The organism is Mesorhizobium sp. B2-3-6 (assembly GCF_006442305.1).
Lineage (GTDB): Bacteria > Pseudomonadota > Alphaproteobacteria > Rhizobiales > Rhizobiaceae > Mesorhizobium.
The window spans coordinates 215,932-241,419 of the sequence record NZ_VFVW01000004.1; the positions used below are offsets into that span (position 1 = coordinate 215,932).

At 63.0% G+C, this 25,488-nt stretch carries 28 protein-coding genes and 1 pseudogene; 17 read left to right on the forward strand and 12 right to left on the reverse strand.

Going from position 1 to position 25,488, the window contains the following annotated elements:
• Positions 1-27 precede the first annotated feature (27 nt).
• The 3 genes from FJ953_RS13555 to FJ953_RS13565 are packed head-to-tail and all read left to right on the forward strand — an operon-like array spanning position 28 to position 2,887.
• Positions 28-1,125, forward strand: coding sequence for a GNAT family N-acetyltransferase/peptidase C39 family protein (locus tag FJ953_RS13555; RefSeq protein WP_140624527.1), 1,098 nt, complete (start codon positions 28-30; stop codon positions 1,123-1,125).
• Positions 1,126-1,130: 5 nt separating this feature from the next.
• Positions 1,131-2,594 carry a RimK family protein gene (locus tag FJ953_RS13560; protein ID WP_140494569.1) on the forward strand — a complete coding sequence of 488 codons (1,464 nt, stop codon included), beginning with the start codon at positions 1,131-1,133 and terminating at the stop codon, positions 2,592-2,594.
• A 20-nt stretch (positions 2,595-2,614) separates the two neighbouring features.
• Positions 2,615-2,887 (forward strand): DUF3303 family protein, encoded by a 273-nt coding sequence (locus FJ953_RS13565; protein WP_140517813.1) that lies wholly within the window; start codon positions 2,615-2,617, stop codon positions 2,885-2,887.
• Between the two features lie 18 nt (positions 2,888-2,905).
• Here FJ953_RS13565 and FJ953_RS13570 read toward each other — a convergent pair.
• Positions 2,906-3,336: pseudogene (locus FJ953_RS13570) on the reverse strand (LysR family transcriptional regulator).
• Between the two features lie 115 nt (positions 3,337-3,451).
• Between FJ953_RS13570 and FJ953_RS13575 the strand changes: the two are divergent.
• Positions 3,452-4,342, forward strand: coding sequence for a fatty acid desaturase family protein (locus FJ953_RS13575; protein ID WP_140624528.1), 891 nt, complete (start codon positions 3,452-3,454; stop codon positions 4,340-4,342).
• 9 nt (positions 4,343-4,351) lie between these two features.
• Here FJ953_RS13575 and FJ953_RS13580 read toward each other — a convergent pair whose 3' ends face one another.
• The 3 genes from FJ953_RS13580 to FJ953_RS13590 all read right to left on the reverse strand — a co-directional run bounded on the left by FJ953_RS13580 (position 4,352) and on the right by FJ953_RS13590 (position 8,047).
• Positions 4,352-6,490: an EAL domain-containing protein gene (locus tag FJ953_RS13580; RefSeq protein WP_140624529.1), complete on the reverse strand. Its 2,139-nt coding sequence runs from the start codon at positions 6,488-6,490 to the stop codon at positions 4,352-4,354.
• A 64-nt stretch (positions 6,491-6,554) separates the two neighbouring features.
• Positions 6,555-7,187 carry an HD family hydrolase gene (locus tag FJ953_RS13585; RefSeq protein ID WP_140624530.1) on the reverse strand — a complete coding sequence of 211 codons (633 nt, stop codon included), beginning with the start codon at positions 7,185-7,187 and terminating at the stop codon, positions 6,555-6,557.
• Positions 7,187-8,047 (reverse strand): folate-binding protein YgfZ, encoded by an 861-nt coding sequence (locus FJ953_RS13590; RefSeq protein ID WP_140624531.1) that lies wholly within the window; start codon positions 8,045-8,047, stop codon positions 7,187-7,189. Before FJ953_RS13590 ends, FJ953_RS13585 begins: the two co-directional genes overlap by 1 nt.
• Before the next feature lie 82 nt (positions 8,048-8,129).
• On the opposite strand from FJ953_RS13590, the gene FJ953_RS13595 reads away from it, so the two are divergent.
• The gene (locus tag FJ953_RS13595; RefSeq protein ID WP_140624532.1) at positions 8,130-9,461 is read left to right on the forward strand and encodes a dihydroorotase; all 1,332 of its coding nucleotides are present in this window, start codon (positions 8,130-8,132) and stop codon (positions 9,459-9,461) included.
• Between the two features lie 52 nt (positions 9,462-9,513).
• On the forward strand, positions 9,514-9,741 hold the full coding sequence (locus FJ953_RS13600) for a hypothetical protein (protein ID WP_140624533.1): 228 nt from the start codon (positions 9,514-9,516) through the stop codon (positions 9,739-9,741).
• A gap of 104 nt (positions 9,742-9,845) precedes the next feature.
• Here FJ953_RS13600 and FJ953_RS13605 read toward each other — a convergent pair whose 3' ends face one another.
• The 4 genes from FJ953_RS13605 to FJ953_RS13620 all read right to left on the reverse strand — a co-directional run bounded on the left by FJ953_RS13605 (position 9,846) and on the right by FJ953_RS13620 (position 12,226).
• Positions 9,846-10,640 (reverse strand): hypothetical protein, encoded by a 795-nt coding sequence (locus tag FJ953_RS13605; protein WP_181175019.1) that lies wholly within the window; start codon positions 10,638-10,640, stop codon positions 9,846-9,848.
• 69 nt (positions 10,641-10,709) lie between these two features.
• Positions 10,710-10,967, reverse strand: coding sequence for a hypothetical protein (locus tag FJ953_RS13610; RefSeq protein ID WP_008874920.1), 258 nt, complete (start codon positions 10,965-10,967; stop codon positions 10,710-10,712).
• A gap of 387 nt (positions 10,968-11,354) precedes the next feature.
• The gene (locus FJ953_RS13615) at positions 11,355-11,729 is read right to left on the reverse strand and encodes a TIGR02301 family protein (RefSeq protein WP_140494550.1); all 375 of its coding nucleotides are present in this window, start codon (positions 11,727-11,729) and stop codon (positions 11,355-11,357) included.
• 62 nt (positions 11,730-11,791) lie between these two features.
• Positions 11,792-12,226, reverse strand: coding sequence for an NUDIX domain-containing protein (locus FJ953_RS13620; RefSeq protein WP_140494548.1), 435 nt, complete (start codon positions 12,224-12,226; stop codon positions 11,792-11,794).
• Between the two features lie 123 nt (positions 12,227-12,349).
• Between FJ953_RS13620 and FJ953_RS13625 the strand changes: the two genes are divergently transcribed.
• A complete protein-coding gene (locus FJ953_RS13625) occupies positions 12,350-13,126 on the forward strand; it encodes an SOS response-associated peptidase (protein WP_140624534.1) in 777 nt (258 codons plus the stop codon).
• A 65-nt stretch (positions 13,127-13,191) separates the two neighbouring features.
• On the opposite strand, the gene FJ953_RS13630 is transcribed toward FJ953_RS13625, so the two are convergent.
• Positions 13,192-13,347: a hypothetical protein gene (locus tag FJ953_RS13630; protein ID WP_140494544.1), complete on the reverse strand. Its 156-nt coding sequence runs from the start codon at positions 13,345-13,347 to the stop codon at positions 13,192-13,194.
• 416 nt (positions 13,348-13,763) lie between these two features.
• Here FJ953_RS13630 and cysS point away from each other — a divergent pair, with 416 nt between their 5' ends.
• The 8 genes from cysS to rarD all read left to right on the forward strand — a co-directional run bounded on the left by cysS (position 13,764) and on the right by rarD (position 20,832).
• The gene (gene cysS, locus FJ953_RS13635) at positions 13,764-15,212 is read left to right on the forward strand and encodes a cysteine--tRNA ligase (RefSeq protein WP_140624535.1); all 1,449 of its coding nucleotides are present in this window, start codon (positions 13,764-13,766) and stop codon (positions 15,210-15,212) included.
• 91 nt (positions 15,213-15,303) lie between these two features.
• Complete coding sequence (locus FJ953_RS13640; protein ID WP_140624536.1) at positions 15,304-15,708, forward strand: endonuclease domain-containing protein; 405 nt, start codon at positions 15,304-15,306, stop codon at positions 15,706-15,708.
• Complete coding sequence (locus FJ953_RS13645) at positions 15,705-16,091, forward strand: VOC family protein (RefSeq protein WP_140580914.1); 387 nt, start codon at positions 15,705-15,707, stop codon at positions 16,089-16,091. Before FJ953_RS13640 ends, FJ953_RS13645 begins: the two co-directional genes overlap by 4 nt.
• 6 nt (positions 16,092-16,097) lie before the next feature.
• The gene (locus tag FJ953_RS13650; protein WP_140494536.1) at positions 16,098-16,589 is read left to right on the forward strand and encodes a GFA family protein; all 492 of its coding nucleotides are present in this window, start codon (positions 16,098-16,100) and stop codon (positions 16,587-16,589) included.
• A complete protein-coding gene (locus FJ953_RS13655) occupies positions 16,586-17,062 on the forward strand; it encodes a GFA family protein (protein ID WP_140559467.1) in 477 nt (158 codons plus the stop codon). Before FJ953_RS13650 ends, FJ953_RS13655 begins: the two co-directional genes overlap by 4 nt.
• Positions 17,059-18,018, forward strand: a complete 960-nt coding sequence (pip, locus tag FJ953_RS13660; protein WP_140559468.1) for a prolyl aminopeptidase — start codon at positions 17,059-17,061, stop codon at positions 18,016-18,018. The genes FJ953_RS13655 and pip overlap by 4 nt, the downstream gene beginning before the upstream one ends.
• A 187-nt stretch (positions 18,019-18,205) precedes the next feature.
• Complete coding sequence (gene cimA / locus FJ953_RS13670; protein WP_140624537.1) at positions 18,206-19,822, forward strand: citramalate synthase; 1,617 nt, start codon at positions 18,206-18,208, stop codon at positions 19,820-19,822.
• Between the two features lie 83 nt (positions 19,823-19,905).
• The gene (gene rarD, locus FJ953_RS13675) at positions 19,906-20,832 is read left to right on the forward strand and encodes an EamA family transporter RarD (RefSeq protein WP_140494526.1); all 927 of its coding nucleotides are present in this window, start codon (positions 19,906-19,908) and stop codon (positions 20,830-20,832) included.
• Here rarD and FJ953_RS13680 read toward each other — a convergent pair.
• On the reverse strand, positions 20,810-21,808 hold the full coding sequence (locus FJ953_RS13680) for a transporter (protein WP_140624538.1): 999 nt from the start codon (positions 21,806-21,808) through the stop codon (positions 20,810-20,812). The two genes, rarD and FJ953_RS13680, sit on opposite strands and share 23 nt — an antisense overlap.
• Before the next feature lie 177 nt (positions 21,809-21,985).
• Positions 21,986-22,276 carry a muconolactone Delta-isomerase family protein gene (locus FJ953_RS13685; protein WP_140555775.1) on the reverse strand — a complete coding sequence of 97 codons (291 nt, stop codon included), beginning with the start codon at positions 22,274-22,276 and terminating at the stop codon, positions 21,986-21,988.
• Between the two features lie 118 nt (positions 22,277-22,394).
• On the opposite strand from FJ953_RS13685, the gene FJ953_RS13690 reads away from it, so the two are divergent.
• Positions 22,395-23,291: a LysR substrate-binding domain-containing protein gene (locus tag FJ953_RS13690; RefSeq protein ID WP_140624539.1), complete on the forward strand. Its 897-nt coding sequence runs from the start codon at positions 22,395-22,397 to the stop codon at positions 23,289-23,291.
• A gap of 85 nt (positions 23,292-23,376) precedes the next feature.
• On the opposite strand, the gene FJ953_RS13695 is transcribed toward FJ953_RS13690, so the two are convergent.
• Positions 23,377-23,988: a TIGR00730 family Rossman fold protein gene (locus FJ953_RS13695; protein ID WP_140494518.1), complete on the reverse strand. Its 612-nt coding sequence runs from the start codon at positions 23,986-23,988 to the stop codon at positions 23,377-23,379.
• Between the two features lie 128 nt (positions 23,989-24,116).
• On the opposite strand from FJ953_RS13695, the gene FJ953_RS13700 reads away from it, so the two are divergent.
• Positions 24,117-25,484 carry an Ig-like domain-containing protein gene (locus tag FJ953_RS13700; RefSeq protein ID WP_140624540.1) on the forward strand — a complete coding sequence of 456 codons (1,368 nt, stop codon included), beginning with the start codon at positions 24,117-24,119 and terminating at the stop codon, positions 25,482-25,484.
• Positions 25,485-25,488 lie beyond the last annotated feature (4 nt).

A 25,488-nucleotide genomic window follows, 5' to 3' on the forward strand; every position in this document is an offset into this window, starting at 1 on the left:
AACCCAATCGAGGTTTTCCAAGCCCGCATGCCTGCCGAGATTCGCACGGCCCGCGCGACTGACGTCGATGATCTCGCCGCCATCGAGAAAGCTGTTTTCTCCAGCGACCGCATTTCCCGTCGCTCCTTCCGACAGTTCATCGAGCGCGAGACCGCCGAGACGCTGGTCGCCGAAAGAGATGGCCGCGTCGCCGGTTATGCGATTGTGCTGTTTCGCAAGGGCAGCGGCGTGGCGCGCCTTTATTCGATCGCCACCAGTCCCTTTTTTGGCGCCCTCGGCATCGGCCGCCGGTTGCTAGTGGCGGCGGAGGAGGCGGCCTTCGAACACGATCGCATGATGCTGCGCCTAGAAGTGCGGGAGGATAATGCCCGCGCCATCGGCATCTACGAGCGGGCCGGCTACCGCAAGATCGGCCGCGAACCCGATTACTACGAGGACGGCGCCACGGCGCTGCGCTACGAGAAGACCTTGCGCGGCGAACTTCCGGCCGCCACCAGCGTGCCGTTCTACCAGCAGACCTGCGAATTCACTTGCGGTCCCTGCTGCCTGATGATGGCCATGGGCAATTTCGATCACGACTTCGTACCGGACCCGGTCAGGGAAATTCGTCTTTGGCGCGAAGCGACGACCGTCTTCATGATGTCGGGCCCGGGTGGCTGCGAGCCGTTCGGCCTCGCGGTCGCCGGCTATGAGAGCGGCCTTGCGGCCGAGATTTACGTGTCGTTCTACGGCGCGTTGTTCCTCCAGTCGGTGCGCAGCGCGGACAAGCGCCGGGTGATGGAACTGGCCCAGGTCGACTTTCGCCGACGCGCGGAACTTTACGGCATCCCGGTGAATTACCGTTCATTCACCATCGACGACATTCGCGCCGCGATCGCGAAAGGAAAATTGGTGCTGGTGCTGATCAGCGGCTTCCTGATGTTCGGCAAGAAGGTGCCGCACTGGGTGTTGGCCATCGGCGACGACGGTGACCATATCCTGATCCACGATCCCTGGGTTGAGGACGAGAGGCAGGAGACCATCCTTGATGCCGCCAACATTCCCGTGCCTTACGGCATCTTTATGAACATGGCGCAGTTCGGCCGCGACGGACTGCGCGCCGCCATCACTCTGGGGAAGCGCTGATAACAATGACCTGGGTTATCTTAACTGGCCGGCAGAGCGATCTCGACCAGGTGGCGACACCGCACAAGATTATCACCAACCGCGACTATCTCGCGCATCCGGCGCTGTTTCGCGGCCAGCGTCCCAAGGTCATCAACCTGTCGAACAATTACGGCTACCAGAGCCGCGGCTATTATGCCTCGCTGCTGGCGGGTTCGCGCGGCCACAAGGTCATCCCGACCGTAGAAACCATGATCGATCTGTCGGAGCGCAAGCTTTACGAACATGCGCTGCCCGAACTGGAGCTGGCGCTCAACAAGTGCCGCAAGGATCTTGGCGGCGCTTTTCCGGCGAAGGTCTGCATCTTCTTCGGCATTGGCCCGTCCAAGGTGTGGGACCGATTCGCCAAGCTCCTGTTCGACTGGTTCCGCGCGCCGGCGCTCGAGGTCCACATCAAGGACAGCGCCGAGTGGGCCTCGATCCGCAAGATCGGCTTTCATCCCCTTGCGCGCATGACCGAGGAGGAGGAGAGCTTCTTCCTGCAATGCCTGGACACCTATACCAATCGCGAATGGCGCGACACCAAGGGCCGCACGCCGGCGCGCTACACTTTCGCCACGCTGGTCGATCCGCATGAGGAATTGCCGCCCTCGGAAATCTCCTCGCTGCGCTACTGGGCCAGGATCGCCGAAAAGATGGGCGTCGAAATCGAGCCGATCACCAAGAGGGACCTCGCCAAGCTCGCCAATTACGACGCGCTGTTCATCCGCGAGACCACCTCGATCTCCAACCATACCTATCGTTTCGCGCGCCGCGCCCAGCAGGAAGGCATGCCGGTCATCGACGACCCGCTGTCGATGATCCGCTGCACCAACAAGGTCTATCTCAACGAGCTGATGGCCTACAACAAGGTGCCGGTTCCGCCGACCGTGATGATAGCCGGCACTTCCGACCTTGAACTGGCGGCGCAGACGCTGGGTTTTCCGCTGGTGCTGAAAATCCCGGATTCCTCCTTCTCGCGCGGCGTCAAGAAATGCGCCAATTTCGAGGAATTGAAGACACTCGCCACCGAATGGCTGGAGGATTCCGATCTTCTGATCGCGCAGAAATTCATCCCGACCGAATATGACTGGCGTGTCGGCGTGCTCGGCGGCCAACCGCTGTTTGCCGTACATTACCTAATGGCCAAGAAGCACTGGCAGATCGTCAACCACAAGGCCAGCGGCAAGCCCGACCAGGGCGGCATCAAGACCTTCACGCTGAAGGAGACGCCGCCCCATGTCGTCGAGACGGCAGTCAAGGCGGCGCGCTGCATCGGCGACGGCCTCTACGGCGTCGACCTCAAGGAGACCAAGGACGGCGTCTTCGTCATCGAGGTCAACGACAATCCCAACCTCGATCATGGCTGGGAGGACTCCGGCGAGAAGGACGAGGTCTGGGTACGGCTGACGCAATGGTTCCTGGAACGTTTGGAGCGGCCGGGCCGATAATTATCCGATCTGGGGCAGAGATGCTGTTTTTGGTGACCGAGGATTTTCGCGGCTGCGACCGCAAGGAGATCTACCGCCGCTTCCGCGATTACGGTCGCCTGAAGCCCGAGGAGCTTCTGGTGCACCATAGCTGGATCGCGGCGGACATGAGCCGCTGTTTCCTGCTGGTGGAGACCGACGACGTCACGCTGCTGCAGCGCTGGGTGATCGAGTGGGCGGATCTGGTGGAGTTCGAGATCGTGCCGGTGGCGGCGAACAAGGACATGGTCGAGGCATTGAGCGGGCACCTCTGACCATCGCCGCTTGCCGGCTCAGCGGAGCGCCGGCGAGCTCACCACGCGCTGGCATTCATCGACCAGCCAGTCACGGAACGCCGCCACGACGTCCCTTCTTGCGCTCCGCTGCGGAATCGTCAGGCAATAGGGCTGGCGCAGCGCAATCGCCTTGGCGACAGGCCGGACCAGCCGGCCGTCCTCCACGGCCTCGGCGCAATAGATCCCTTGCCGATTTCCTGGAAGGCCATGGTCAATCGAGGCAGCATCTCGACGCCAACCTCGCTCAGGACGACACGCCGGTTGGCGCGGTGGAAGAGCTTGCGGCCAACTTGCTCCTCGACGATGCGGATGAGCTGGCTGACTGCGGCGGCCGAGACCGAAAGCTCTTCCGCCGCAGCGGCGAAGCTGCCGGTGCGCGCAGCCGCCTCGAAGGCCTGAAGACCCCGCAACGACGGCATTGCAACCATGGCGGTGATCAAAAAGATAAGTTCAGCTTATCTATATTGCAGAAATCCTCGTTGTTAGAAAGGTTTCTTGCTGGGGTATGCTGACCGAATGAATTCAATCAGCCGGAATGCCCCTATGGATCATCGTGACGTGATCGCCTCGCTGACGAATGAGGAGCGCAGCCGGCTGACCGGCAAGTCGGATGGGCCGGGCCTTGTTCAGCTCGCTTTCCACCTCGGCGCGATCCTGCTCCTCGGATCGTTGATCGCCGCCAAGGTCCCGTTCTGGCCGCTGCTGATGCTGCCGCAAGGCATACTGATCGTGTTCCTGTTCACGCTGCTGCATGAGACGGTGCATCGCACGGCTTTCGAAAGGCAATGGCTGAACGACGCAGTCGCGCGTGTCTGCAGCCTGGCGATCGCGCTGCCGGCCGACTGGTTCCGCTATTTCCATTTCGCCCATCACCGTTTCACACAGGATCCCGAACGCGATCCGGAGCTGGCTTTCCCGAAGCCGGAAACCTGGCGGCAGTACCTGGTCCACGTTTCCGGACTTCCAGTGTGGTTGGGGCATTTGAAGACGCTCTACGCCAATGCCGTGGGACGTTGCCAGGACAGCTACGTGCCCCCCAAGGGGCGTCCGAAGATACGCGCCGAGGCGCGCGCGATGATTGCCTTCTACGCCGTCGTGCTGATGCTCGCGCTGTGGTTCAAGGCGACGGTGCTGCTCCATGTCTGGATCTTTCCCGCGCTGCTCGGCCAACCGTTCCTGCGGCTCTATCTGCTGGCCGAGCATGGCCGCTGCCCCTTCGTCGCCAACATGCTGGAGAACACCAGGACGACGCTGACCAACTGGGCTGTGCGCAAGCTTGCCTGGAACATGCCCTTCCATGCCGAGCATCACGCCTATCCGGGCGTGCCCTTCCACCGGTTGCCGGAGTTTCACGCGCTGATCGAGCGGCATCTGAAGGTTGTCGAGCCGGGTTATGTCAGCTTCCACGAAAAATACATCGAGACGCTGCGCTGATTTATGGCGTCAGCCGGTCTGGCTGCGCACCGCGCTCGATTTCAACAGGTGCTGAATCTCCGCCGCCTTTGACGGCACGCCGATCAGATAGCCTTGCGCCTCAACGCAGCCGTTTCGGCGCAGCATGTCGAGCTGTGCTTCGGTTTCCACGCCTTCGGCGGTGACGGTGATGCCCAGTTCGGCGCCCAGCCCGATGATCGTGCGCACGATCGCTGCGGTGTCGAGATTGCCGATGTCGGAGATGAAGGAACGATCGATCTTGATCTTGTCGACGGGAAAGCGCCTGAGATAGCCGAGTGAAGAATAGCCGGTGCCAAAGTCGTCGAGCGCGATGCGGATGCCGAGTTCACGCAACTGTCGCAGCGTCTTCAGGACGGCTTTGCTCTCGTCCATCAGCACGGTTTCGGTGATCTCCAGTTCCAGTCGTCTGGCCGGCACGCCCGAAAAGGCCAGGGCAGAGATGACGCTGCGAGCAAAGCCGCCGCTTTTGAGCTGCACGGCGGAGACATTGACCGCAATGCGCAGGCCAGGTGGCCAGGCTGCCGCCGTCGCACAGGCCTTTCGCAGCGCCCATTCGCCAAGCGGCACGATCAGCCCGGTTTCCTCGGCGACCGGAATGAATTCGTCCGGCGCCACAGTGCCGCGCGACGGCGAATGCCAGCGCATCAGGGCCTCGGCGCCGACAATCTCGCCCGAAGCTATGGCCATGATCGGTTGGAAATCGAGATCGAATTCCCGGCTCGGCAGCGCCGTATCGAGATCGGCTTCGAGGGCCCGGCGCGCGCGCACCGTGGCATCCATGCCGGGCTCGAAGAAACGGTACAGGTTGCGCCCTTCGCTTTTTGCCCGGTAGAGCGCCATGTCGGCGTTTGTCAGCAATGTATCGGCGTCCCTGCCATCGCCGGGAGAAAGCGCGATGCCAACGCTGACGCCAACATGCATGTCCCGGCTCTTGTCATGAAATGGTTTGGCGATGGCCTCGACAATGCGTTTCGCCAGTTTTTCCGCGCTCGCCAGGCCCTCGACGTTGAATTGGACGATCACGAACTCGTCGCCGCCAAAACGGGCGACGATATCTGCGTCGTTGTCCACGCAGCGCAGCAGTCTTGCGGCCACGCCTTTCAGCAGCCGGTCGCCAGCCGGATGTCCCAGCGTATCGTTGACGACCTTGAAGCGGTCGAGGTCGAGCGAGAAGATTGCCAGCGGTCCCGCGGCCGCATCCTCCAGTGCCCGGTCGAGCCGGTCGCGAAACACCGAGCGATTGGGCAACCCGGTCAGCACGTCGTGATGCGCAAGATGGGTCATGCGCTCCTCGGCAAGCCTGCTCTCGGTCACGTCATCGAAAGTGGCGACCCAGCCGCCGCCGCTCATCGGCCGGCGGGCAACCATCAGCGTTCGTCCGTCGGCGAGCCGGCGGGGGGTCGACCGCGTCTGGCCGGCCAGCACGCGAGCCTCGGTCCTCGAAACTTCGTCCTCGACATCTATGGGCGCATAGACCCCAAGGCGCACCAGCCGTTCGAGGAGTTCGCGGTGAGTCATGCCGAGCGGCAGATCCACCTCGGTCACACCATAAAGCTCCAGGATGCGCTGATTGCGTACGATCAGCCTGCCGCCGGCGTCATACATCAGCAGGCCCTGCGACATGTTCTCGAGCGCCGCGTCGAAGCGGCGATGCTGTTCCTTGAGATCCTGTTCGGCGCGCCGCTGCTCGGTGATGTCTTCGTAGATCGAAACCCAGCCGCCCGATGCCAATGGCCGGTGCGAGATGCTGATGATGCGTCCATCAGAGAGCGCCTCCTCATAGGTCGAGGGTTTCGCTCCATCGATATAGGGCTTGCGGATGGCGTAAAGTTCTTCGGCGCTTTGCGAGGCGATGCCGACATCGACGCTGTGCCGCAGGATGTCGATGAAATGGATGCCCGGCTGCGCCACGTTGGCGTCGAGGCAAAAGATGTTGATATAGTTGCCGTTGCAGATGATCATGCGCTCGTCGGCGTCGAACATGCAAAGACCATGCGACATGTTCTCGACGGCGGCCGAAAAGCGTTCGTTTTGTTCGCGCAGTTCGTCTTCCATATCACGACGATCCACGCCTTCGGCCCCCTGTTCAGGGACGGTCGAACCATCCTTGTCGTCAACGACGGGCATGAGCGTGCCTGCGGCTCGTGATCGAACACCGCACTGTCGGCTGTTCCGGTTAATTTAGCGTTTTCTACCCTACCGCCGTAGCAACCTTGCGCCGCGACTTCTCGATCGCGGAAAAACGCTTCAGGAAGGCATTCTGTGCCCAGGTTACCGAGCGCGGCGTGAAATCGAAGCGCTCGGCACTGAAGCCGCGTGGACGACCGAAGAACTCGGTCGCCTCCGCGGTCGAAAAGCCGGCGAGCAGCGTTGCCTCGAAATAGGCGGCGATCTGGTCCGCGCGCTTGATCTCCTTGCGCAGGCCGGCGCCTGGTTCCGGCGGTAGCGAGAAGCGCAGATGGATGGCGCGCTGCAAGCGCAGTTCACAGTCCTTATAACTGCCGCCCATCACCGATTTGAACGGCGAGATCATGTCGCCGATTACATATTCGGGCGCATCGTGCAGCAATGCCACAAGCCGGGCGTCCGCCGGCGCATCGGGCATCAGGTCGCAAAACAGCGCTTCCACCAGCAACGAATGCTGGGCGACCGAGAAGGCGTGCTCGCCGCGGGTCTGGCCGTTCCAGCGCGCGACGCGGGCGAGCCCGTGGGCGATGTCCGAAATCTCGATATCGAGGGGTGAGGGGTCGAGCAAGTCGAGCCGGCGGCCGGACAGCATGCGCTGCCAGGCGCGTGGCGGCGCACCGATGCGGTCGGCCGCCATCAGGCCTCCTCCGTGCCGGCGGCTTCCTGGGGAAAGCTGAATTTGGCGAAAGGTGGAATGGCCACCGTAACCGGCACGTCTCCGGCCAGGATCGGCTGGCCGGCGTCGAGCGCTGTCTTGACCCTGTCGATACGGGCGATGCCGAGGCCGATCGTGCCGGCATTCGAGCCGAGAGTGCCCACCGATCGCCCGTCGACGGTCAATTCGGCGCCGGCCTCAGGCAAGGCCCGTTCGGCCCTGACGATCAGCACCCGCCGCCTTGCCGTGCCACGATGCTGCATGCGCGAGACGACCTCCTGGCCGACATAGCAGCCTTTCCTGAAGCCGACGCCACCGGTCTCGTCGAGCAGCACGTCATGCGGGAAGGCGTCGCCGAGCTGGTAGTCGGTGCCGCTCTCGGCAATGCCATGCGCGATGCGCAAGGCCTGCCATGCGGCACCGTCGTCAGTCTCTTGAGCGCTGCCATAGGAGCGGGTGACGCTTTCATCGCGAAAGCGCCGGTCGGCCAGCACGGTTGAATCCTTTTGTGAGGGAGCTGACTCATTTCCCCAGGCAATGGAGACAAGCGTCTGTTCGGATTTGGCAATCTCGACCTTGGCGCGCAACTTGTACAGCATCAGCCGGCGTACGAAATCGTCAGCGATGTCGGCGCGGCATTCGAGGCGGAACGCGTTTTCGCCGGCCCGTGAGATCAGGAAGTCAAACAGGATCTTGCCTTGCGGTGTCAAAAGCGCGCCCGGTTTTGCCTCGCCGGCGCCGAGCGCGTCGAGGTCGGTGGTCAGGATGTTCTGCAGGAAGTGTTCGGCATCAGGGCCGGAGATGGAGATGAGCGCGCGGTCTTTCAGCAGGGCAAAGGGCATGGGGCGAATAAAAGCCTGATCTTGCAAAACGGTTGGCCATTACGTAAGCCGCTGACACTCCCCCCGCAAGAGATCGATCAGCATGGCCAACACCTACGACCTCATCCTGACAGGCGGCATGGTGGTCAACCATGACGGCGAGGGGCAACGCGATGTCGGCGTGAAGAATGGGCGCATCGCCGCCATCGGCGATCTGCGCCAGGCCTCGGCCGGCGAGACGATCGACTGCCGGGGCCTGCATATCCTTCCGGGCGTCGTCGACAGCCAGGTGCACTTCCGCGAGCCGGGACTGGAGCACAAGGAGGATCTGGAGACTGGATCTCGGGCGGCGGTGCTCGGTGGCGTCACCGCCGTGTTCGAAATGCCCAACACCAATCCATTGACCACCAGCGAAGAAACGCTTGCCGACAAGGTCCGACGCGGCACCGGCCGTATGCACTGCGACTTCGCCTTCTGGGTCGGCGGCACCCGCGACAACGCCAACGATGTCGCCGAGCTCGAGCGCCTGCCGGGCGCGGCCGGGATAAAGGTTTTCATGGGCTCGTCCACCGGCGACCTGCTGGTCGAGGACGATGAAGGCGTCGCCTCGATCCTCAGGAACACCCGCCGCCGCGCCGCTTTCCATTCGGAAGACGAGTTCCGGCTGCGCGAACGCCTTGGCGAGCGCATCGGGGGCGATCCTTCATCGCATCCGGTCTGGCGCGACGAGATCGCCGCCTTGCGCTGCACCGAGCGGCTGGTGCGCGTCGCGCGGGCCGCCCGTGCCCGCATCCACGTCCTGCACATCTCCACGGCCGAGGAGATATTGTTCCTCGAACAGCACAAGGATGTCGCCACCTGCGAGGCGACACCGCACCATTTGACACTGTCGGCGGACGACTACAAACGGCTCGTCACGCTGATCCAGATGAACCCGCCCGTCCGTGCCCCGCGCCATCGCGACGGCGTCTGGCACGGCATCGCGCAAGGCATTGTCGACGTACTCGGTTCCGACCATGCCCCGCACACATTGGCCGAAAAAGCAAAAGTCTATCCGGCATCGCCCTCGGGCATGACCGGCGTGCAGACGCTGGTGCCTATCATGCTCGACCATGTCAATGCCGGTCGGCTGACCTTGCAGCGCTTCGTTGATCTTTCAAGCCACGGCCCGCAGCGCATCTTTGGCATGGCCAGGAAAGGCCGTATCGCCGCCGGCTATGATGCCGATTTTACGATTGTCGACATGAAGCGGCGAGAGACCATCACCAATGCACAAGCCGGCTCGAAGGCCGGCTGGACGCCTTATGACGGCAAGGAAGTCACCGGCTGGCCGGTCGGCACTGTCATTCGAGGCCAGCGCATCATGTGGGAGGGCGAGATCGCGACGCCGGGCCAGGGCAGGGCAGTGGAGTTCTCCGAGGCGTTGCCCGCATAGCCATTTCACATCGTTGGATTTCTTAGGCACGATCCACTAAGTTGAGTGGGTTATGCGCACAGATATCACGCCAATGATTGTCCCCGCTGAGTTTCCGGAGCTACACGCAATCGTCTGGAGCCGCGATGCAACGCGCCCGATTCCTGCCGAGGAAGCTTTCGCCATCTACGAGCGCAACTGGCGGTTTGTCGATCAAGAGCGCCTTACAACATCTGAAAGGCTGCTTATCCAGAACCTGGCGGAAAAATTCGGCCAGGGCATTCTTTTGACCACTGGCTGAAGTTTCGTTTCCTTCCTGATTTCTCCGCAACTGGAATATTAACGGGCCCGATGCAGCCATTCGACGAGGCGATCCGCACGAATAGGCACTCGCGTGTCCGAGTTTCAGTCGCCGGCGACGAAAAACGTCCATTGCCCAGCGGGCGTGATGCCGACGCGGTAGAAGATGTAGGCGCCGAACTGCTTCATGTCGTCGAAGTCACTCGCGGTGACGATCTTGAACAGCTCGACCCGTTGCCTGGCGTCGAGCTTGTCTAGGGGTAGGGCAAAGAAATACGGCCAGACATAGAGCTCTTGTGGCGTGCCGGCATCGACATGGACATAGCCGGCATTGAGCACCTCCTCCAGTATGGCAAGAATCTCCTGGCCATCCTGGTCGCCGGAGAGCCCCTTGAGGAAGGTAATGGCGTCGCCATCTATGTCGGTCAGCGACAATTGGGTCATGCCGTCGCCCTTGCCGATCAAAGGCCTCAGTCTTTCGATGTCGCCGCTCTCGCAGGCTTCGATGATCAGGTCATGCATGCGCCGCACCGGTTCAGGCAGCTTGCCGAGGTCGTAGACGACCTCCGGCGTGGGCGCGTCGGGATCGACGCGCGGCCTGTTGGTGGCACCGTCGCCGTTCGGCGGGGTGACCGGCTCGGCTTTGTCCGGGGCGGTTGGCTGGCTCGTCGAAGATGGCGTTCCGACCGGATCGGGTATCGGCACGGTGCTTCCCGGCGGCGACACGTCGTCGTCCACCATCGGTTGGGCCGGCGAGGGGAATTCTTCGCGCTTGATCTCGCTCAGCGCATAAGCGGGACTGCCTGTCAGACACGCAACCAAGGGAATTGCGGCACTGCACGCGGCGAAACAGATGCAAAGGACCAAGCCGCGCGGCTTGCCTGACATCGAAAAATCCACTGCCCGTTTCTCCCTGCTTCCGGGCATGATGCCCGAGCGGCATTTGCCGTCAAAGAACCGGACGTCGGTTCAGTGCCGCAGCCGTTCGGGTTCGAAGGCGCCAGCAATCACCTTTTCACGCATGCGGTCGAGCAGGGCAAGGGCCGATGTCTCGCCGTTGGCGCGCAGCATTTCGCCGAACGCGGTTTCAAGCGCCGCTTCGGCGATGATCTCGGGTTCTATGCCTGCCGAAAGACCTTCGGCCCAGGCCTCGCTGTGGCTCTCCACCGCGGTCAGGCGCTTTTCTTCCCTGACCAGCGCGTCGATGTCGTTGACACCATGTTCCATAAGCGATGTCCACCCTTGCAAGCAGCGATCCGTCGATGGATCAGGCTTGATCTGTTCCGTTTACACGCAGCCGCAAATAAGTCTTTGTAAATACGACATTTTTTTGATCGTTCTTTACAGGAGGCCGGTTGCGCTTGCGAAGCTGCATTCAATCCTGGTCAAACTTAGCCGATTAGGCGTGCCTGCGGGGTGAAAACCTTCAGTTTGAGTTAATTCCACATCCGCGCGCTAACGTTTCATTAACGCTGTTGCATAAGCGCAACAAAAGGATTGCACCATGACAGTTCTCGACACAAGCTGGATATGCCCGCAGTCGCGGCCAATGGACCGGATATCTGTTGATGAAGGCCGGATGCGCTCTTGCCAGGGTACCTTGGGCGACATGCGCTAGTTGCCGTAGCGCGAGGCGATGTCGCGCGACAGGGTCTCGCCTTCCTTCATGTAGCGGCCGATGGCTTCGGTCGCCGACGCGGTGCATTGCGTGTAGGTGCCGCCGAATGAGCGGTAGCCGCGATTGAAGCTGGCGATGAAGCGGGCGCGCCGTTGCGGATCCGGGTTCTCCGATTCGAGCAGCTTCTGCATCTCGCCGCGCCACTGGTCGCCCTTTTCGCCGCACAGATTGCGCAGGAAATGCAGCGACCCCAGAACCTCCGCCAGCCGCATCAGCCCCGGTTCGAAGGGTGCCTCGGCGCTGAACGCCGGTCGTGCCGCCACAGGGCTGACGGCAAGGCATGTCGCGAGAAGGAGAGGAAGGCAACGCATAAGTCAATCTGGCCAAACAATTTGCCGCCTGCAAGGCGATTGTGCCGGGGGAATTCCGGATTTCAGGGTCGCTCAGGGGTTTGCGACGGCCGTCCGAGCAGTTCCTCGGCGACCGCGAGCACCGAACCGGCAAGCGGCAGATCAGCCATTTCGGCCAGCGTGTAGAAGGCGGCGGTCTCGGCGTCGTCGCTGGCCACGGCCTCGCCGCCGGCATGGGCCGCACCGAACACCGTCAGCAGGTAATCGACCGGATGCCCGTCGAGCGTGCCGTCGATGAGGATTTCGCGCAGCCGTCGGTAGTTTTCGGCCTGCAATTGCGTCTCCTCCAGCAATTCGCGCCGTGCCGCCTGTTCCAGCGTCTCACCGGCTTCGACCTTGCCGCCCGGGAATGCATAGAACCCTTGCGAGGGTTGTCGCGCCCGCTTGACCAGAAGCACGGCGTCGCCGCGCACAACGGCGACCGAGACCGCGGGAATGACTTTTCGCACTTCGTCCATGGATATCCGATCGCCCTGATTTACGGCAGCCTGTTGTGGACCGGCCGACGCCGGACAGCTTTAACGGTTGCAGTGCTGCTGTTCCATCGCCACTTTCGAAACCGGACATCAGGACCAATAGACATGTGCGGACGTTTTGCCTTGACCGCGACACCGGACCAGACAGCCGCTTTCCTCGGGCTGGCGGAGGTGGAGCAGTTTCCTACGCGCTACAATATAGCGCCGACGCAGCCGGTGCTGATGGCGATCTCAGGCCCGCCGCGGGCGCCGGGTTCCAACCTGCCGGACCGCCGGCCGATGCTGGTGCGCTGGGGCCTGATCCCCGCCTGGGTAAAGGATGTCGGCGAATTTCCGCTGCTGTTCAACGCACGCTCCGAAGGCGTGATCGAAAAGGCCTCGTTCAAAGCCGCCATGCGCCATCGCCGGGCGCTGGTGCCGGCATCAGGTTTTTACGAATGGCGCCAGGCGCGGCCCGGAGAGGCGGGCGGCAGGAAGGGGCAGCCTTACTGGATCAGGCCGCGGCATGGCGGGTTGGTCGCCTTTGCCGGGCTGGTTGAAACCTATGCGGAACCGGGCGGCTCGGAGTTGGACACCGGCGCCATTCTGACGGTCGAGGCCAATGCCGACGTCGCGCATATCCATGACCGCATGCCCGTGGTGATCGCACCTGAAGACTTCACCCGCTGGCTCGATTGCCGCGGACTTGAGCCGCGCGACGTCGCCGACCTGTTGCGGCCGGCGCAACGCGACTTCTTCGAAGCGATTCCGGTCTCCGACCTCGTCAACAAGGTCGCCAACACCGGGCCGGAGATTCAGGAGAAGGGGGAGATCGGGCCCGAGCCCGAGAAGGTCAAGCGCCGGAAACCCGGCGCGGACGACAGTCAGATGACGCTGTTTTAGCAAGAACTCTGTTCGAGGTGCGGTTTGGCGCCTCGTTCCGACCCTTGGGCCGATCGCGCACCGCTTCAGGCAGCGCGGGGCGATACGATTTTCTGCACCGGCTTTTTCTTCTTCGCGGTGTGGAGCAGGGCGGCGACGATCGCGGCCGGGCCGATTGCGCGATAATGGTTTGCCAGCGCTGGTTGCTTGGCGCGGTTGGCTTCCTGCTTGCTTCGAGGCATGTGTCTCTTCCCAGATAACGTTTCCGTGTCTGCGTTTGGCGGCCGAATCCGACCAAATCGTGACGCAGGTTGATCTAGCCGGCGTATGTTTCATGACTGTGCCGACATGTTTAATAAAATGTTTCAGTGGCTGATTCCGTGTGATCGGGCGACGCATTTGCAGGTTCTGGCGTCGTTTTTCTCGGGATAAGCGACTTGACGGCAACACTGGCCAAGGCGATAAAGCCGCCTATGAAAACGTCTTTCGCCATTTGTGGCATTTGCATTATTGGCTAGCTTCGCGCTGGTCCGGACGTTTTCGCCTCATCTTCCCCTAGATTGGACAAACGCCCCGGCCAGCAGGCTGGAGTCCGTTTTGCGCCACGGCGCGGAGCTGGCTTCATCCAGGCAAAAGTTCTGAACCGGAAAGGCATGGAATGTCTGACGCATCGAAGGGCCTGCGCCTCTACAACACGCTGACGCGCGCGAAGCAGGATTTCGTCCCGATCGACGCGCTGAACGTGCGCATGTATGTCTGCGGTCCGACCGTCTACGACTTCGCCCATATCGGCAATGCCAGGCCCGTGATCGTCTTCGACGTGCTGTTCCGGCTGCTGCGCCATCTCTATGGCGAGACGCACGTCACCTATGTGCGCAATATCACGGATGTCGATGACAAGATCAACGCACGCGCACTGCGCGATTTCGGCAGCGAGATATCAGCCGGCAGACTGTCGCTTAACGAGGCGATAAGGCGGGTGACGGAGAAGACCGCGGGCCAATTCCACAAGGACGTCGCGACGCTCGGCTGCCTGGAGCCAACAGTCGAGCCGCGCGCCACCGAGTTCGTCGAGCCCCGTGCCGACGGCAAGGCAGACATGATCACCTTGATTCAAAGCCTGATCAAACGCGGCCATGCCTATGTTGCCGCAGGCGAAGTGCTGTTCGACACCGCTTCGATGCCCGACTACGGCCAGTTGTCGAAGCGAAATCTCGACGAGCAGCAGGCCGGTGCTCGCGTTGCAGTCGACGCGCACAAGAAGAATCCTGGCGACTTCGTGCTGTGGAAGTTGTCGTCCCCGGAGGAGCCGGGCTGGCAGAGCCCATGGGGCAGGGGCCGGCCGGGCTGGCACATCGAATGCTCGGCCATGTCCGCCGCCTATCTGGGCGAGGTCTTCGATATTCATGGCGGCGGTCTCGACCTGATCTTCCCGCACCACGAGAACGAGATCGCCCAGTCACGCTGCGCGCACGGCACCGATGTGATGGCCAACATCTGGATGCACAACGGCTTCCTGCAGGTCGAAGGGCAGAAGATGTCGAAGAGCCTCGGCAATTTTTACTCGATCAACGAGCTGCTGGAGACCGAAACGTTCGGCGGCCGCAAATGGCCCGGCGAGGTGCTCAGGCTGGCTATGCTGATGACCCATTATCGCGAACCGATCGACTTTTCCGTGCGCAAGCTCGAGGAAGCGGAGAACACGCTGCGCAAGTGGAAACGCGCGGCCGATCTGGCGCCGGCGGTCGGGCAATTGCCGGACGAGGTCGTGCAGGCGTTGTCGGATGATCTCGCCACCTACGCCGCCTTCCAGGTTTTGACCCAGTTGGCCGGCGAGGCGGTCGACTTCAGCGGCGATGGCGAAAACGCCGCAGCGGCCTCGCTGAAGGGTGCGCTTGCCTTCCTGGGTTTCGATGTGGGGGCGGCCAAGGTCGACGAAGCCGCGGTCGCCAAGGCGATCGCCAGGCGCCTGGAATTGATCGCCGCCAAGAACTGGGCCGAAGCCGACCGCATCCGCGACGAGTTGTTGGCGCAAGGCGTGCAACTGAAGGACGGCAAGGACCCGGTCACGGGCGCGCGTGTGACAACGTGGGAGGTGAAGCGGTGAGGGCGCTGCAGAGCATCGTTTCAAAGTTGGCGGAGGCTTTGATGACGGCTATCAGCGGTTTCGCTAATCTTCAGCGTGGTGTTGTCTAGCCATGGGGCACGACCTCGTTCCCGCACGCCAGCGCAAGAACGCAAAGTCCATGCGTCGCGTCATGACCGACGCCGAATTAAAGCTATGGAATGAACTTCGCGCTCATCGGCTGATGGGGCTAAGCTTTCGCCGGCAGGTGCCGATCGGCCCCTATATCGTGGACTTTGCTTGTTCAGCTCATCGCCTCATCGTCGAAGTCGACGGCAGCCAGCATGCAGACGCTGAGCACGCGGAACGCGACGAGGCACGGACCGCCTACTTGACATCCAGCGGCTGGACCGCCCTGCGCTTCTGGAATGATGACGTGATCCGGGATATCGACAATGTCTGTCAGCACATCGTGATTGCGGCCGGCCTGGCTGGCGCGGAAATGCCGGAACCAGCAACGGAGGAGTTCGTTCCATGATCGACCATCTCGGCATCGACGTTGCTGACTTTGACGCTTCGAAGGCTTTCTATGACAAGGCGATGGCGCCGCTTGGGGCCTCGCTGCTCCATATGGTGCCGCTGGAATACACCGGCGGCGCCAAGGTCGGTGGCTACGGCCGCGATCGGCCGGTGTTCTGGCTCCAGGAAGGCAAGGAGGGCCAAAAGGCCCGCCAGCACGTTGCCTTCACCGCGCGCAGCCGCGCCGAGGTTGATGCTTTCCATGCTGCCGCTCTCGCCGCCGGCGGCAAGGACAATGGCGGGCCGGGCCTGCGCCCGCACTATCATGCGGACTACTATGGCGCCTTCGTGTTCGATCCCGACGGCAACAATGTCGAGGCCGTCTGCCATGATGCGGAGTGACCTGCCATGAGCCTCGACAACCGGCCGATCTACACCGGCGGCTGCCAGTGCGGCGCCGTGCGCTTTCGCGTCGAGGGCGCACTCGGCGATGCCTCGGTCTGCCATTGCCGCATGTGCCAGAAGGCGAGCGGCAATTTCTACCTTCCGCTGGTCTCGGTGCGCGGCGCCAAGGTGGACTGGACGCGCGGCGAGCCCAAGCGCTTCCGCTCGTCGAACGCTGCCTGGCGTGGGTTCTGCGCCGAATGCGGAACGCCGCTGACTTTCGAGGCGCCGGACGGCATGGCGCTGGCGATTGCCGCCTTCGACGCTCCGGCTGATATCGCGCCGACCATCCAATGGGGCACCGAGGCAAAGCTGCCTTACGTCGATTCCATTCCAGAATTGCCGGGCGAGGATACGATGGCGGATATGGGTTCGGCCCCCTATCTGGCAGAGCTTGTCTCCTACCAGCATCCCGACCACGACACCGAGCAATGGCCGCCGGAGAAAACATCATGAGCGAGACCATTCGAACCGGCGGCTGCCAGTGCGGCGCCGTGCGCTTCCGCATCAAAGGCAAGCTTGGACGCCCGTCCATCTGCCACTGTCGCATGTGCCAGAAACAGTTCGGTTCCTTTTTCGGCGCCCTGGTGACAGCGCCGAAGGACGGCGTCGAATGGACCCGTGAGGAGCCGAGCTATTTCCAGTCCTCGGTCAACATCGATCGCGGTTTCTGCGCCCGCTGCGGCACGCCGCTGACCTACCGCCAGCCCGGCGGCCTGGAGATCGCCATCGGCGCCTTCGACGATCGCTCCGACCTGGCGCCGCAGATCCAGGTCAATTACGCCGGGCGGCTGCCTTGGGTGGAGACGATCTTCGAACAGCCCGTCCACCAGGATCCAGACTATTACGCAAGGCAGGAGGAGATCATCTCCTTCCAGCATCCCGACCATGAAACGACGGACTGGCCGTCCAAAGGTTTGCAACTATGAGCTCTGAACTGCGCACGCTTTATCCCGAGATCGAAGCTTTCGAGAGCGGTATGCTCGACGTCGGCGACGGCCACCAGGTCTATTGGGAACGCTCCGGCACCAAAGGCGCCAAGCCGGCGGTATTCCTGCATGGCGGGCCGGGCGGCACCATCTCGCCAAAGCATCGGCGGCTGTTCGATCCCGATCTCTACGACGTCATCCTGTTCGACCAGCGCGGTTGCGGCAAGTCGACGCCGAATGCCTCGCTGGAGGCCAACACCACGTGGCACCTGGTCGCCGATATCGAGCGCCTGCGCGAAATGGCCGGCTTCGACAAATGGCTGGTCTTCGGCGGTTCCTGGGGTTCGACGCTGGCGCTCGCCTACGCCGAGACGCACCCGCAACGCGTCAGTGAGCTCGTCGTACGGGGCATCTATACGGTGACCCGCCCCGAACTCGAATGGTACTATCAGTTCGGCGTCTCCGAGATGTTTCCCGACAAGTGGGAGCGCTTCCTGGCGCCGATCCCCGAGGCCGAGCGCGGCGACCTGATGGCCGCCTATCGCAAGCGGCTGGTGGGGTCCGACAGAAACGCGCAGATCGAGGCGGCCCGCGCCTGGAGCCTGTGGGAAGGCGAGACGATCACGCTTTTGCCCGAGCCGGAGACCAGCGGACCGTTTGGTGAGGACGACTACGCCGTCGCCTTCGCCTGCATAGAGAACCACTACTTCGTCCATGCCGGTTGGCTGGAGGAGGGACAGTTGCTGCGCGATGCCTGGAAGTTGAAGGACATTCCCGGCACCATCGTCCACGGCCGCTACGACATGCCGTGCCCGGCACGCTACGCCTGGGCGCTGCACAAGGCCTGGCCGAAGGCGGATTTTCACCTGATCGAGGGTGCCGGCCATGCCTATTCCGAGCCAGGGATATTGGACCGGCTGATCCGGGCGACGGATCGGTTTGTGGGGAAAAACTGATGTCGGCGCTCACCCCCCTCTGGCCTGCCGGCCATCTCCCCCTCAAAGGGGGAGATTGGCCATCACCTGGGGTTTCGCAAATTTTCAGCGCCGCAGGTGATGGCGGGACATTCGAACTGCCGATCTCCCCCCTTGAGGGGGAGATGTCCGGCAGGCCAGAGGGGGGCGTTCAAGCGCCCACAGGACGATGAAAAAGCAACGCCTCTACCTCTTCGACACAACACTTCGCGATGGCCAGCAGACGCCCGGTATCGACTTCTCGGTCGAGGACAAGATCGCCATCGCCAAGCTACTCGACGAATTCGGCCTCGACTATGTCGAGGGCGGTTACCCCGGCGCCAACCCGACCGACACGGCCTTCTTTAGGGAGAAGCGCACCGCGCAGGCAAAGTTCGTCGCCTTCGGCATGACCAAGCGGGCGGGGGTGTCGGCTTCCAACGATCCCGGGCTTGCCGCACTCGTCCAGTCGCGGTCGGACGCCATCTGCTTTGTCGCCAAGAGCTGGGACTATCATGTCCGTGTGGCGCTCGGCTGTACCAATGAGGAGAATCTGGAGTCCATCAAGGCCTCGGTGGAAGCCGCCATTGCCGCGGGGAAGGAGGCGATGGTCGATTGCGAGCATTTCTTCGACGGGTTCAAGGCCAATTCGGATTATGCGCTGGCGTGCGCCAAGACCGCTTATGATGCCGGCGCGCGCTGGGTGGTGCTGTGCGACACCAATGGCGGCACGCAGCCCTCGGAACTACGCGCAACCGTCAAAAGGGTCGTCGCCGCGGGCATTCCCGGCGACCATCTCGGCATCCATGCCCATGATGACACCGGCCAGGCGGTGGCGAATTCGCTGGCCGCGGTCGAAGCGGGCGTGCGCCAGATCCAGGGCACGCTGAACGGCATTGGCGAACGCTGCGGCAACGCCAATCTGATCTCCATCGTGCCGACGCTGGCGTTGAAGCCGGCCTTCGCCGACCGTTTCGAGACGGGGATTTCCGCCGAGGCGCTTACCGGCATTTCGCGCTTGTCGCGCGCCTTCGACGAACTCTTGAACCGCGCTCCGGAGGCGCAGGCGCCCTATGTCGGCGCTTCCGCCTTCGCCACCAAGGCCGGCATCCACGCTTCGGCGCTCGCCAAGGAACCTGCGACCTACGAGCATGTGCCGCCGGAAGCGGTTGGCAACCGCCGCCGCGTCATGGTTTCCGACCAGGGCGGCAAGGCCAATTTCCTGGCCGAGCTGAAGCGGCGCGGCATCGATGTGCCGAAGGACGATCACCGGCTCGACGCATTGATATCGGTGGTCAAGGAGCGTGAGGCCTCCGGCTATGCCTATGAGGGCGCCGACGCCTCCTTCGAGCTTCTGGCACGCAAGATGCTGCACGGTTTGCCCGAGTTCTTCCATGTCACCTCGTTCCGCTGCATGATCGAACGCCGCTTCGATGCCAATGGCCAGTTGAAGACGGTGTCGGAGGCGGTGGTCAAGGTGCTGGTCGAGGGCGAGGAGAAGATGTCGGTGGCCGAGGGGCACGGCCCCGTCAATGCGCTCGACATCGCACTGCGCAAGGATCTCGGCAAATACCAGGGCGAAATCGCCGATCTGGAACTCGCCGACTTCAAGGTGCGTATCCTCAATGGCGGCACCGAGGCGATCACTCGCGTTCTGATCGAATCGCATGATGCGACCGGTGCCCGCTGGTGGACGGTCGGCGTTTCCGAAAACATCATCGACGCCTCGTTCCAGGCGCTGATGGATTCCATCATCTACAAGCTGATGAAGAACCGGGACATGGCGGGTCTGGTGGCGGCGGAGTAAGTTTGAACCATCAGCGAAAGTCCATTGATCCATCAGAACTTTGCGATGGTCTTGCCAAGGTTACTGGGCCATAGCGTTGGGCCATGGCCGCTGAAGCAATTACCCAGGACGCAGTTTCAAAAGCCCGCCGCGGCTTCCTGCTGGCGCTGGGTGCCTATTTCTTGTGGGGTTTGCTGCCTTTCTACATGAAAGCGGTTGCGCACCTGCCGCTTGCCGAGGTGATTGCCCACCGCATCGTCTGGTCGGTGCCGATCGCCGCCGCGGTTCTGGTCTGGGCCGGCCGCACGGCGGATTTCAAGGCGGCAATCCGTTCGCCCCGCACGATCGCCATGGCGGCGCTGACGGCGGCGCTGATCTCGGTCAATTGGGGCGTCTACGTCTGGGCGATCGCCGTCGACCGCACCGTAGAAACCGCCCTTGGCTATTACATCAATCCCCTGGTCAGCGTCGTGGTCGGCGCCCTGCTGCTCGGCGAGCGGCTCGATCGGCTGCAGATCGCGGCCGTGGTGCTTGCGGCGATCGCGGTCGCCGTGCTGACGATCGAGGCTGGCAAGTTGCCATGGGTATCGCTGGCGCTGGCCTTTTCCTTCGCCGCCTACGGTTTTTTCCGCAAGACGCTGCCGATCGGCCCCAGCCAGGGTTTTCTGCTCGAAGTGCTTCTGTTGTCGGTGCCGGCCTTGGGTTATATCGCCTGGCTGATCGCCACCGGACAGGACCATTTCGTTTCCGGCAACGGCGTCGATGCGGCGTTGCTGGCCGGTTGCGGGCCGGTGACCGCGGTGCCGCTGCTGCTGTTCGCATTCGGCGCCAGGCTTTTGCGTCTCTCCACCATAGGCATCATGCAATATATTGCGCCGACCATTGTGTTCCTGATCGCCGTGCTGATCTTCAAAGAGCCGTTCGACACCACCCAGGCTGTCGCCTTTGCCCTGATCTGGGCGGCGCTGGCCATGTATTCCTGGTCGATGCTGGCGACGGCGCGCCGGGCTACATCTGCCCGAGCCGCCTGACGAAGAGATAGGTCGCTCCGGCGATCAGCATCGAAACCGCGGTCACCACCCAGAAGCCTATCGGCGTGTTGACCAGCGGCAAGCCGCCGACATTCATGCCGAACAGGCCCGAGATGATCGTCATTGGCAACAGCACTGCGGTCATCACCGACAGCACGTAGAGCAGCCGGTTCGACTGCGTCGTCAGCTTGGCCATCAGCTCGTCCTGCAACAGCCTGGCGCGCGCCTGCAACTGCTCGCCATCATAGTGCAGCGTCTGCGCGCGGTGCGAAAGCCGTGCTGCCATGTCGTTGATCGAATCGGGCAGGTCGTTGCGGTGCGAATGGTCGAGATGGCGAAACAGATTGGTCAGGGTCGCCATCTGCCGGTGGATCACCACCAGGTGCCGGCGCGCATCGACGAGCGCCTGCCGCTCATTGTGCCATGCGTCGCAGACGATGCGGTCCTCGATGCCGTCGAGACTGTCGCCAAGTGCAGCGAGTTCCACCGCCATGCCGTCGAACGACTGGCCCACGACCGCCTCGATCAGCTCGGCCGGCGAGCGAAACTTGCGCGAGCCGTTCTCGATCGCCTTGCGGATATTGTCGACCGACTGCAAGGGCTGCTTGCGGGCGCCGACCAGCATGGTGTCGTTGAGGGCGAAACGGAAATGGCCGAGCCCGCCGGCTTCCGCCGAATAGTCGTGACGCAGGTCCGGCAGGTCGCCGTAGAGCCAGTCATCCTCGAGGTCGATGTGGCAGCCATGGCTGGCGGACAGGAAGGCCTCGCGCACTGGCGCCGGCAGGGCCTGTTCGGCGGCGATCTCGTGGCGTGCGCGCATGTCGGAAAGCTGGTAGCTGCGCCACGTCCAATGCGCGCCGGCGGCATCCTTGGTGCGCAGGCCGTCGGCGGTGAAATGATAGATGAAGAACAGCCCATGCTCGTCTGGCAGGTAGGGCGACAGGTCGGCGCCTTCCGGGGCGAGAGCAGTATCCATGGTGTAGTGCCGGATGCATATTTCGAGCATCGCACCGCTTGGCGGCGCGTGATTGCAACATCTAGCATGGGCGGCGGGGTTTCGTGTGACGGTTCCTTGACAGCCGATCACACTCTCTCCAGCGGCCGCGTCAGTGCGGCGGCGCCTTTCGCCGCCACCGCATTGCGACTGCCACACTTAGCGCTTCGGACCGAAACCGGGATAAGGGTTCAGCGGCACGATTGCGGCAATGTCCATCATGCCGGCCTTGACCAGCGGCAAGCTGCCGAGATGACTGCGCACGTCGGCATCGCTGGCCGCCTCGAACATCATGCCGCTCCCGGGAATGTCGCCACGGTTCCAGACCTGGCGAACCGCGCCCTGGGCGTAGAGCGTGCGCCGCTGCTCGGCCTCGCCGGGCAGCAGCGGCGCGAAATCGGCATCGGTGAATTTTTCGGTGTTGCGGGTGAGAAGGGCAAAGAACTGCATGTTGGTCTCCTGTTTGTCAGCGGTTGATCACAGCAGGTATGGCGCTGGGTGGTCAGACTGTCCAAGATTGATTAGGCTAAAGTTGAGACCTTTGGGGACTTGATGCCGTGGAGCAAAAATGTTCGACTTGCGCCAGATCCGATATTTCGTCGCCGTCGCGGAAACCGGCAATGTCGGTCGCGCCGCCGAACTGCTGCATATTTCGCAGTCACCGCTGAGCCGGCAGATCATGCAGCTTGAACAGCAGCTTGGCGTGACCCTGTTCGAACGGGTAAAACAGCGCGTCCATCTCAATGCCGAGGGCCGCGCCTTTCTCGCCGAGGCCCGCGCGCTGCTGTCAAACGCGCGCCGGCTGGAGGAACTTGGTCGAAACCTTGCCAGAGGGTCTGTCGGGCGTCTTGCCATCGGCTATGTCGAAGGCGCCGTGCATGCCGGGCTTGTCGCCGCGATGCTACGCCAATTCCGCCGCGACCGGCCGGATTTTCATCTCCAGTTGAGAAGCCTGCGCTCGGCGGCGCAGATCGAGGAACTGCGGCAGCGGTCGCTGGATCTGGGCCTGGTCTATTCGCCGCCCGCCGCAGACGATCCCGATATCGCCAGCACGCCGCTGCGCCACGAGCCGCTGGTGCTGGCGATGCGCGAAGACGATCCGCTCGCCGAAGTGGCCGATATCCAGCCGCACCATCTCGACGGCCGCGTCTGGATCACCGTCGTGCGCCAGCCCGACGACACCAATCGCGGCCAGTTCCTGGCCGCCTGCGCCAAGGCGGGTTTCCTGCCCGATATCGCCTATGAGACGGCGGACCCGTTGACCTCGCTCGGCCTTGTCAGCGCCGGCCTCGGCCTTGCCACCGTCCAGTCGAGCCTGCGCATCGCCGCGCCTCCCGGGATCCTGTTTCGGGACCTGCCATGGTTCGAGCGCAAGGTCTCGATCCATTTTGCCTGGCGGCGCCAAGATCGGCGGGCGGTAATCGCTGATCTGCGGCTGGCCGGCAGTAGGGGAGTAGGGGAGTAGGGGAGTAGGGGAGTAGGGCAGTAGGGCAGTAGGGCAGTAGGGCAGTAGGGCAGTAGGGCAGTAGGTTCTGTCTTCAGCTACTGCCTTACATCTTGTCTATCACCGACTGCACGCCCTCCGTCGGCGCATCGACCGAGGAGCCTGCCACCATGATGGCGGCGACGATTGCCTCGGGGTCATTGACGACCAGCGGCTTGACCCGCTGTGCGGTGTGAATGAAGCCTTCGGTTGCCATATGGTCGATAAGCGCCAGCATGGGATCCCAGAATCCGCCGACATTGCCGAAGACGATCGGCTTGCGGTGATGGCCAAGTTGCGCCCAGGTCATGACCTCGACGATCTCCTCGACTGTGCCGATGCCGCCCGGCAGCGCCACAAAGGCGTCGGATTTCTCGAACATCTTATGTTTGCGCTCGTGCATGTTTTCGGTGATCACGAGCTCGTCGAGCCGGTCTAGCGCGGTTTCGGTTGCTTCCCTGTTGATCAGGAAGCGGGGAATGATGCCGGTGACCTTGCCGCCGGCCTTGAGCGCGCCTTCAGCGACGGCGCCCATGATACCTTTGGTGCCGCCGCCATAGATCAGCCTGAGGCCGGAGCGCGCAAGCGATCGCCCGAGCAGGTGACCAGCCTTGGCATAGGTTTCATCACGGCCCGGAGACGAGCCGCAATACACGCAGACGGATCGAATCGTATTCATGCCGATGATTGGTGATTGGGTCTGAAAGCGCGGTCAAGCCCTAAGGGCCGAGAAGTCCGGGCTTTTTCTTGTCGGTGATGGTAAAACAGGCTAGACCGGCGTTAGGTGGCTAAGGGGCAGGGAAGTAGATGGCGATCAATCCGTTGAAGGCGTTTCTGTTCGCGGCGGGTGGGACCGTTGCGGTCGCGGGAACCGCCTATGTGTCGGGCGCGCTCGACCCATATTTCAATCGCACGCCGCCGGCGGACGTCGCGGCGCAGGCTCCGCCTGTGGCGCCGGAGCCGGCCAATCCGGGCACGGAAGCGCGGCTGCCGCAGGCTGCGGCACCGTCCGCTCCCACCTCTGAGGCAACCGCGCCTGCCGTCGCGGGTCCGATCGCCCCGACCTTCGACGTGGTGCGCGTTGAAGGCGATGGTTCGATCGTCGTCGCCGGCAATGCCGCGCCCAATTCAAAGGTCGAGATCCTCAACGGTTCGACCGTGATCGGCTCGACGGTCGCCGGTCCGGATGGCGCCTTCGTCATCGTGCTCGATGATCCGCTGAAGCCTGGTGACTATACGATTGCCTTGCGCTCCACCGCCGGCGATGTCGCGACCGCTTCCGCCCAGACGGCCGTCGTCTCCATTCCCGCCAATGCGAGCGGCCAGGTGCTGGCCATGGTCGAGGAACCGGGCAAGCCGGCCGAACTGCTGACCGTGCCCCAGCCGCAGACAACATCGGAAGCGCCTGCAGCCGCGGCTCCGGCGCCAGGCACGTCCGCCGCCATCGAAGCAACGCCTGCTCCTGCGGCGCCGACAACGCCGCCCGCGCCATCCGTGGCTGAACCCAAGATCGTCGTCGAAGCGGTCGAGATTGACGGCAGCAAGATTTTTGTCGCCGGCCTCGCCGACCCGGGCCGCAAGGTGCGCGCCTATGCCAACGACATCCTGCTTGGCGAGGCGCAGGCATCGCCGAATGGCCACTTCCTGGTTGAGGCGAGGCGCGACGTGCCGGTCGGCAGTTACACCATCCGTGTCGATGGCCTCGATGCCGACGGGGTGAAGGTGGTGGCCCGCGCCGCCGTACCGTTCGAGCGCGAACCGGGCGAGGCGGTCGCTGCCGTGGCGCCTGCTGGATCCAAGGCGGCCGATGCAAAGTCTGCCGAACCGTCGGCTGCCGCTGAAGCGCCCGCCAACCCGGCGGAACCGGCTCCGGCCGATGCAGCGGCTACGCCGCCTTCCGATGTGGCCGAGACCGTTTCACCTAAGCTCGAACATGCCAATGGAGCCGTGATCATCCGCCGTCACGACACGCTGTGGCGGATTTCGCGGCGCGTTTACGGCTATGGCATGCGCTACTCGACCATCTATCTCGCCAACCAGGACCAGATCCGCAATCCCGACCGCATCTGGCCGGGACAGGTGTTCAAGGTCCCGCCACGGTCGAAGGAAGGCGAGGCCGCCGACCTCAAAGCGATGGGTGACCAGATGACGACGCATTCGGCGAAGACGGAGTAGGCAA

Bases quoted from the DNA above. Each gene is read 5' to 3' on its own strand.
- FJ953_RS13555 (WP_140624527.1), top strand. From the start codon at position 28: ATGCCTGCCGAGATTCGCACGGCCCGCGCGACTGACGTCGATGATCTC.
- FJ953_RS13560 (WP_140494569.1), top strand. From the start codon at position 1,131: ATGACCTGGGTTATCTTAACTGGCCGGCAGAGCGATCTCGACCAGGTG.
- FJ953_RS13565 (WP_140517813.1), top strand. From the start codon at position 2,615: ATGCTGTTTTTGGTGACCGAGGATTTTCGCGGCTGCGACCGCAAGGAG.
- FJ953_RS13575 (WP_140624528.1), top strand. From the start codon at position 3,452: ATGGATCATCGTGACGTGATCGCCTCGCTGACGAATGAGGAGCGCAGC.
- FJ953_RS13580 (WP_140624529.1), bottom strand. From the start codon at position 6,490: ATGCCCGTCGTTGACGACAAGGATGGTTCGACCGTCCCTGAACAGGGG.
- FJ953_RS13585 (WP_140624530.1), bottom strand. From the start codon at position 7,187: ATGGCGGCCGACCGCATCGGTGCGCCGCCACGCGCCTGGCAGCGCATG.
- FJ953_RS13590 (WP_140624531.1), bottom strand. From the start codon at position 8,047: ATGCCCTTTGCCCTGCTGAAAGACCGCGCGCTCATCTCCATCTCCGGC.
- FJ953_RS13595 (WP_140624532.1), top strand. From the start codon at position 8,130: ATGGCCAACACCTACGACCTCATCCTGACAGGCGGCATGGTGGTCAAC.
- FJ953_RS13600 (WP_140624533.1), top strand. From the start codon at position 9,514: ATGCGCACAGATATCACGCCAATGATTGTCCCCGCTGAGTTTCCGGAG.
- FJ953_RS13610 (WP_008874920.1), bottom strand. From the start codon at position 10,967: ATGGAACATGGTGTCAACGACATCGACGCGCTGGTCAGGGAAGAAAAG.
- FJ953_RS13615 (WP_140494550.1), bottom strand. From the start codon at position 11,729: ATGCGTTGCCTTCCTCTCCTTCTCGCGACATGCCTTGCCGTCAGCCCT.
- FJ953_RS13620 (WP_140494548.1), bottom strand. From the start codon at position 12,226: ATGGACGAAGTGCGAAAAGTCATTCCCGCGGTCTCGGTCGCCGTTGTG.
- FJ953_RS13625 (WP_140624534.1), top strand. From the start codon at position 12,350: ATGTGCGGACGTTTTGCCTTGACCGCGACACCGGACCAGACAGCCGCT.
- FJ953_RS13630 (WP_140494544.1), bottom strand. From the start codon at position 13,347: ATGCCTCGAAGCAAGCAGGAAGCCAACCGCGCCAAGCAACCAGCGCTG.
- cysS (WP_140624535.1), top strand. From the start codon at position 13,764: ATGTCTGACGCATCGAAGGGCCTGCGCCTCTACAACACGCTGACGCGC.
- FJ953_RS13640 (WP_140624536.1), top strand. From the start codon at position 15,304: ATGGGGCACGACCTCGTTCCCGCACGCCAGCGCAAGAACGCAAAGTCC.
- FJ953_RS13645 (WP_140580914.1), top strand. From the start codon at position 15,705: ATGATCGACCATCTCGGCATCGACGTTGCTGACTTTGACGCTTCGAAG.
- FJ953_RS13650 (WP_140494536.1), top strand. From the start codon at position 16,098: ATGAGCCTCGACAACCGGCCGATCTACACCGGCGGCTGCCAGTGCGGC.
- FJ953_RS13655 (WP_140559467.1), top strand. From the start codon at position 16,586: ATGAGCGAGACCATTCGAACCGGCGGCTGCCAGTGCGGCGCCGTGCGC.
- pip (WP_140559468.1), top strand. From the start codon at position 17,059: ATGAGCTCTGAACTGCGCACGCTTTATCCCGAGATCGAAGCTTTCGAG.
- cimA (WP_140624537.1), top strand. From the start codon at position 18,206: ATGAAAAAGCAACGCCTCTACCTCTTCGACACAACACTTCGCGATGGC.
- rarD (WP_140494526.1), top strand. From the start codon at position 19,906: ATGGCCGCTGAAGCAATTACCCAGGACGCAGTTTCAAAAGCCCGCCGC.
- FJ953_RS13680 (WP_140624538.1), bottom strand. From the start codon at position 21,808: ATGGATACTGCTCTCGCCCCGGAAGGCGCCGACCTGTCGCCCTACCTG.
- FJ953_RS13685 (WP_140555775.1), bottom strand. From the start codon at position 22,276: ATGCAGTTCTTTGCCCTTCTCACCCGCAACACCGAAAAATTCACCGAT.
- FJ953_RS13690 (WP_140624539.1), top strand. From the start codon at position 22,395: ATGTTCGACTTGCGCCAGATCCGATATTTCGTCGCCGTCGCGGAAACC.
- FJ953_RS13695 (WP_140494518.1), bottom strand. From the start codon at position 23,988: ATGAATACGATTCGATCCGTCTGCGTGTATTGCGGCTCGTCTCCGGGC.
- FJ953_RS13700 (WP_140624540.1), top strand. From the start codon at position 24,117: ATGGCGATCAATCCGTTGAAGGCGTTTCTGTTCGCGGCGGGTGGGACC.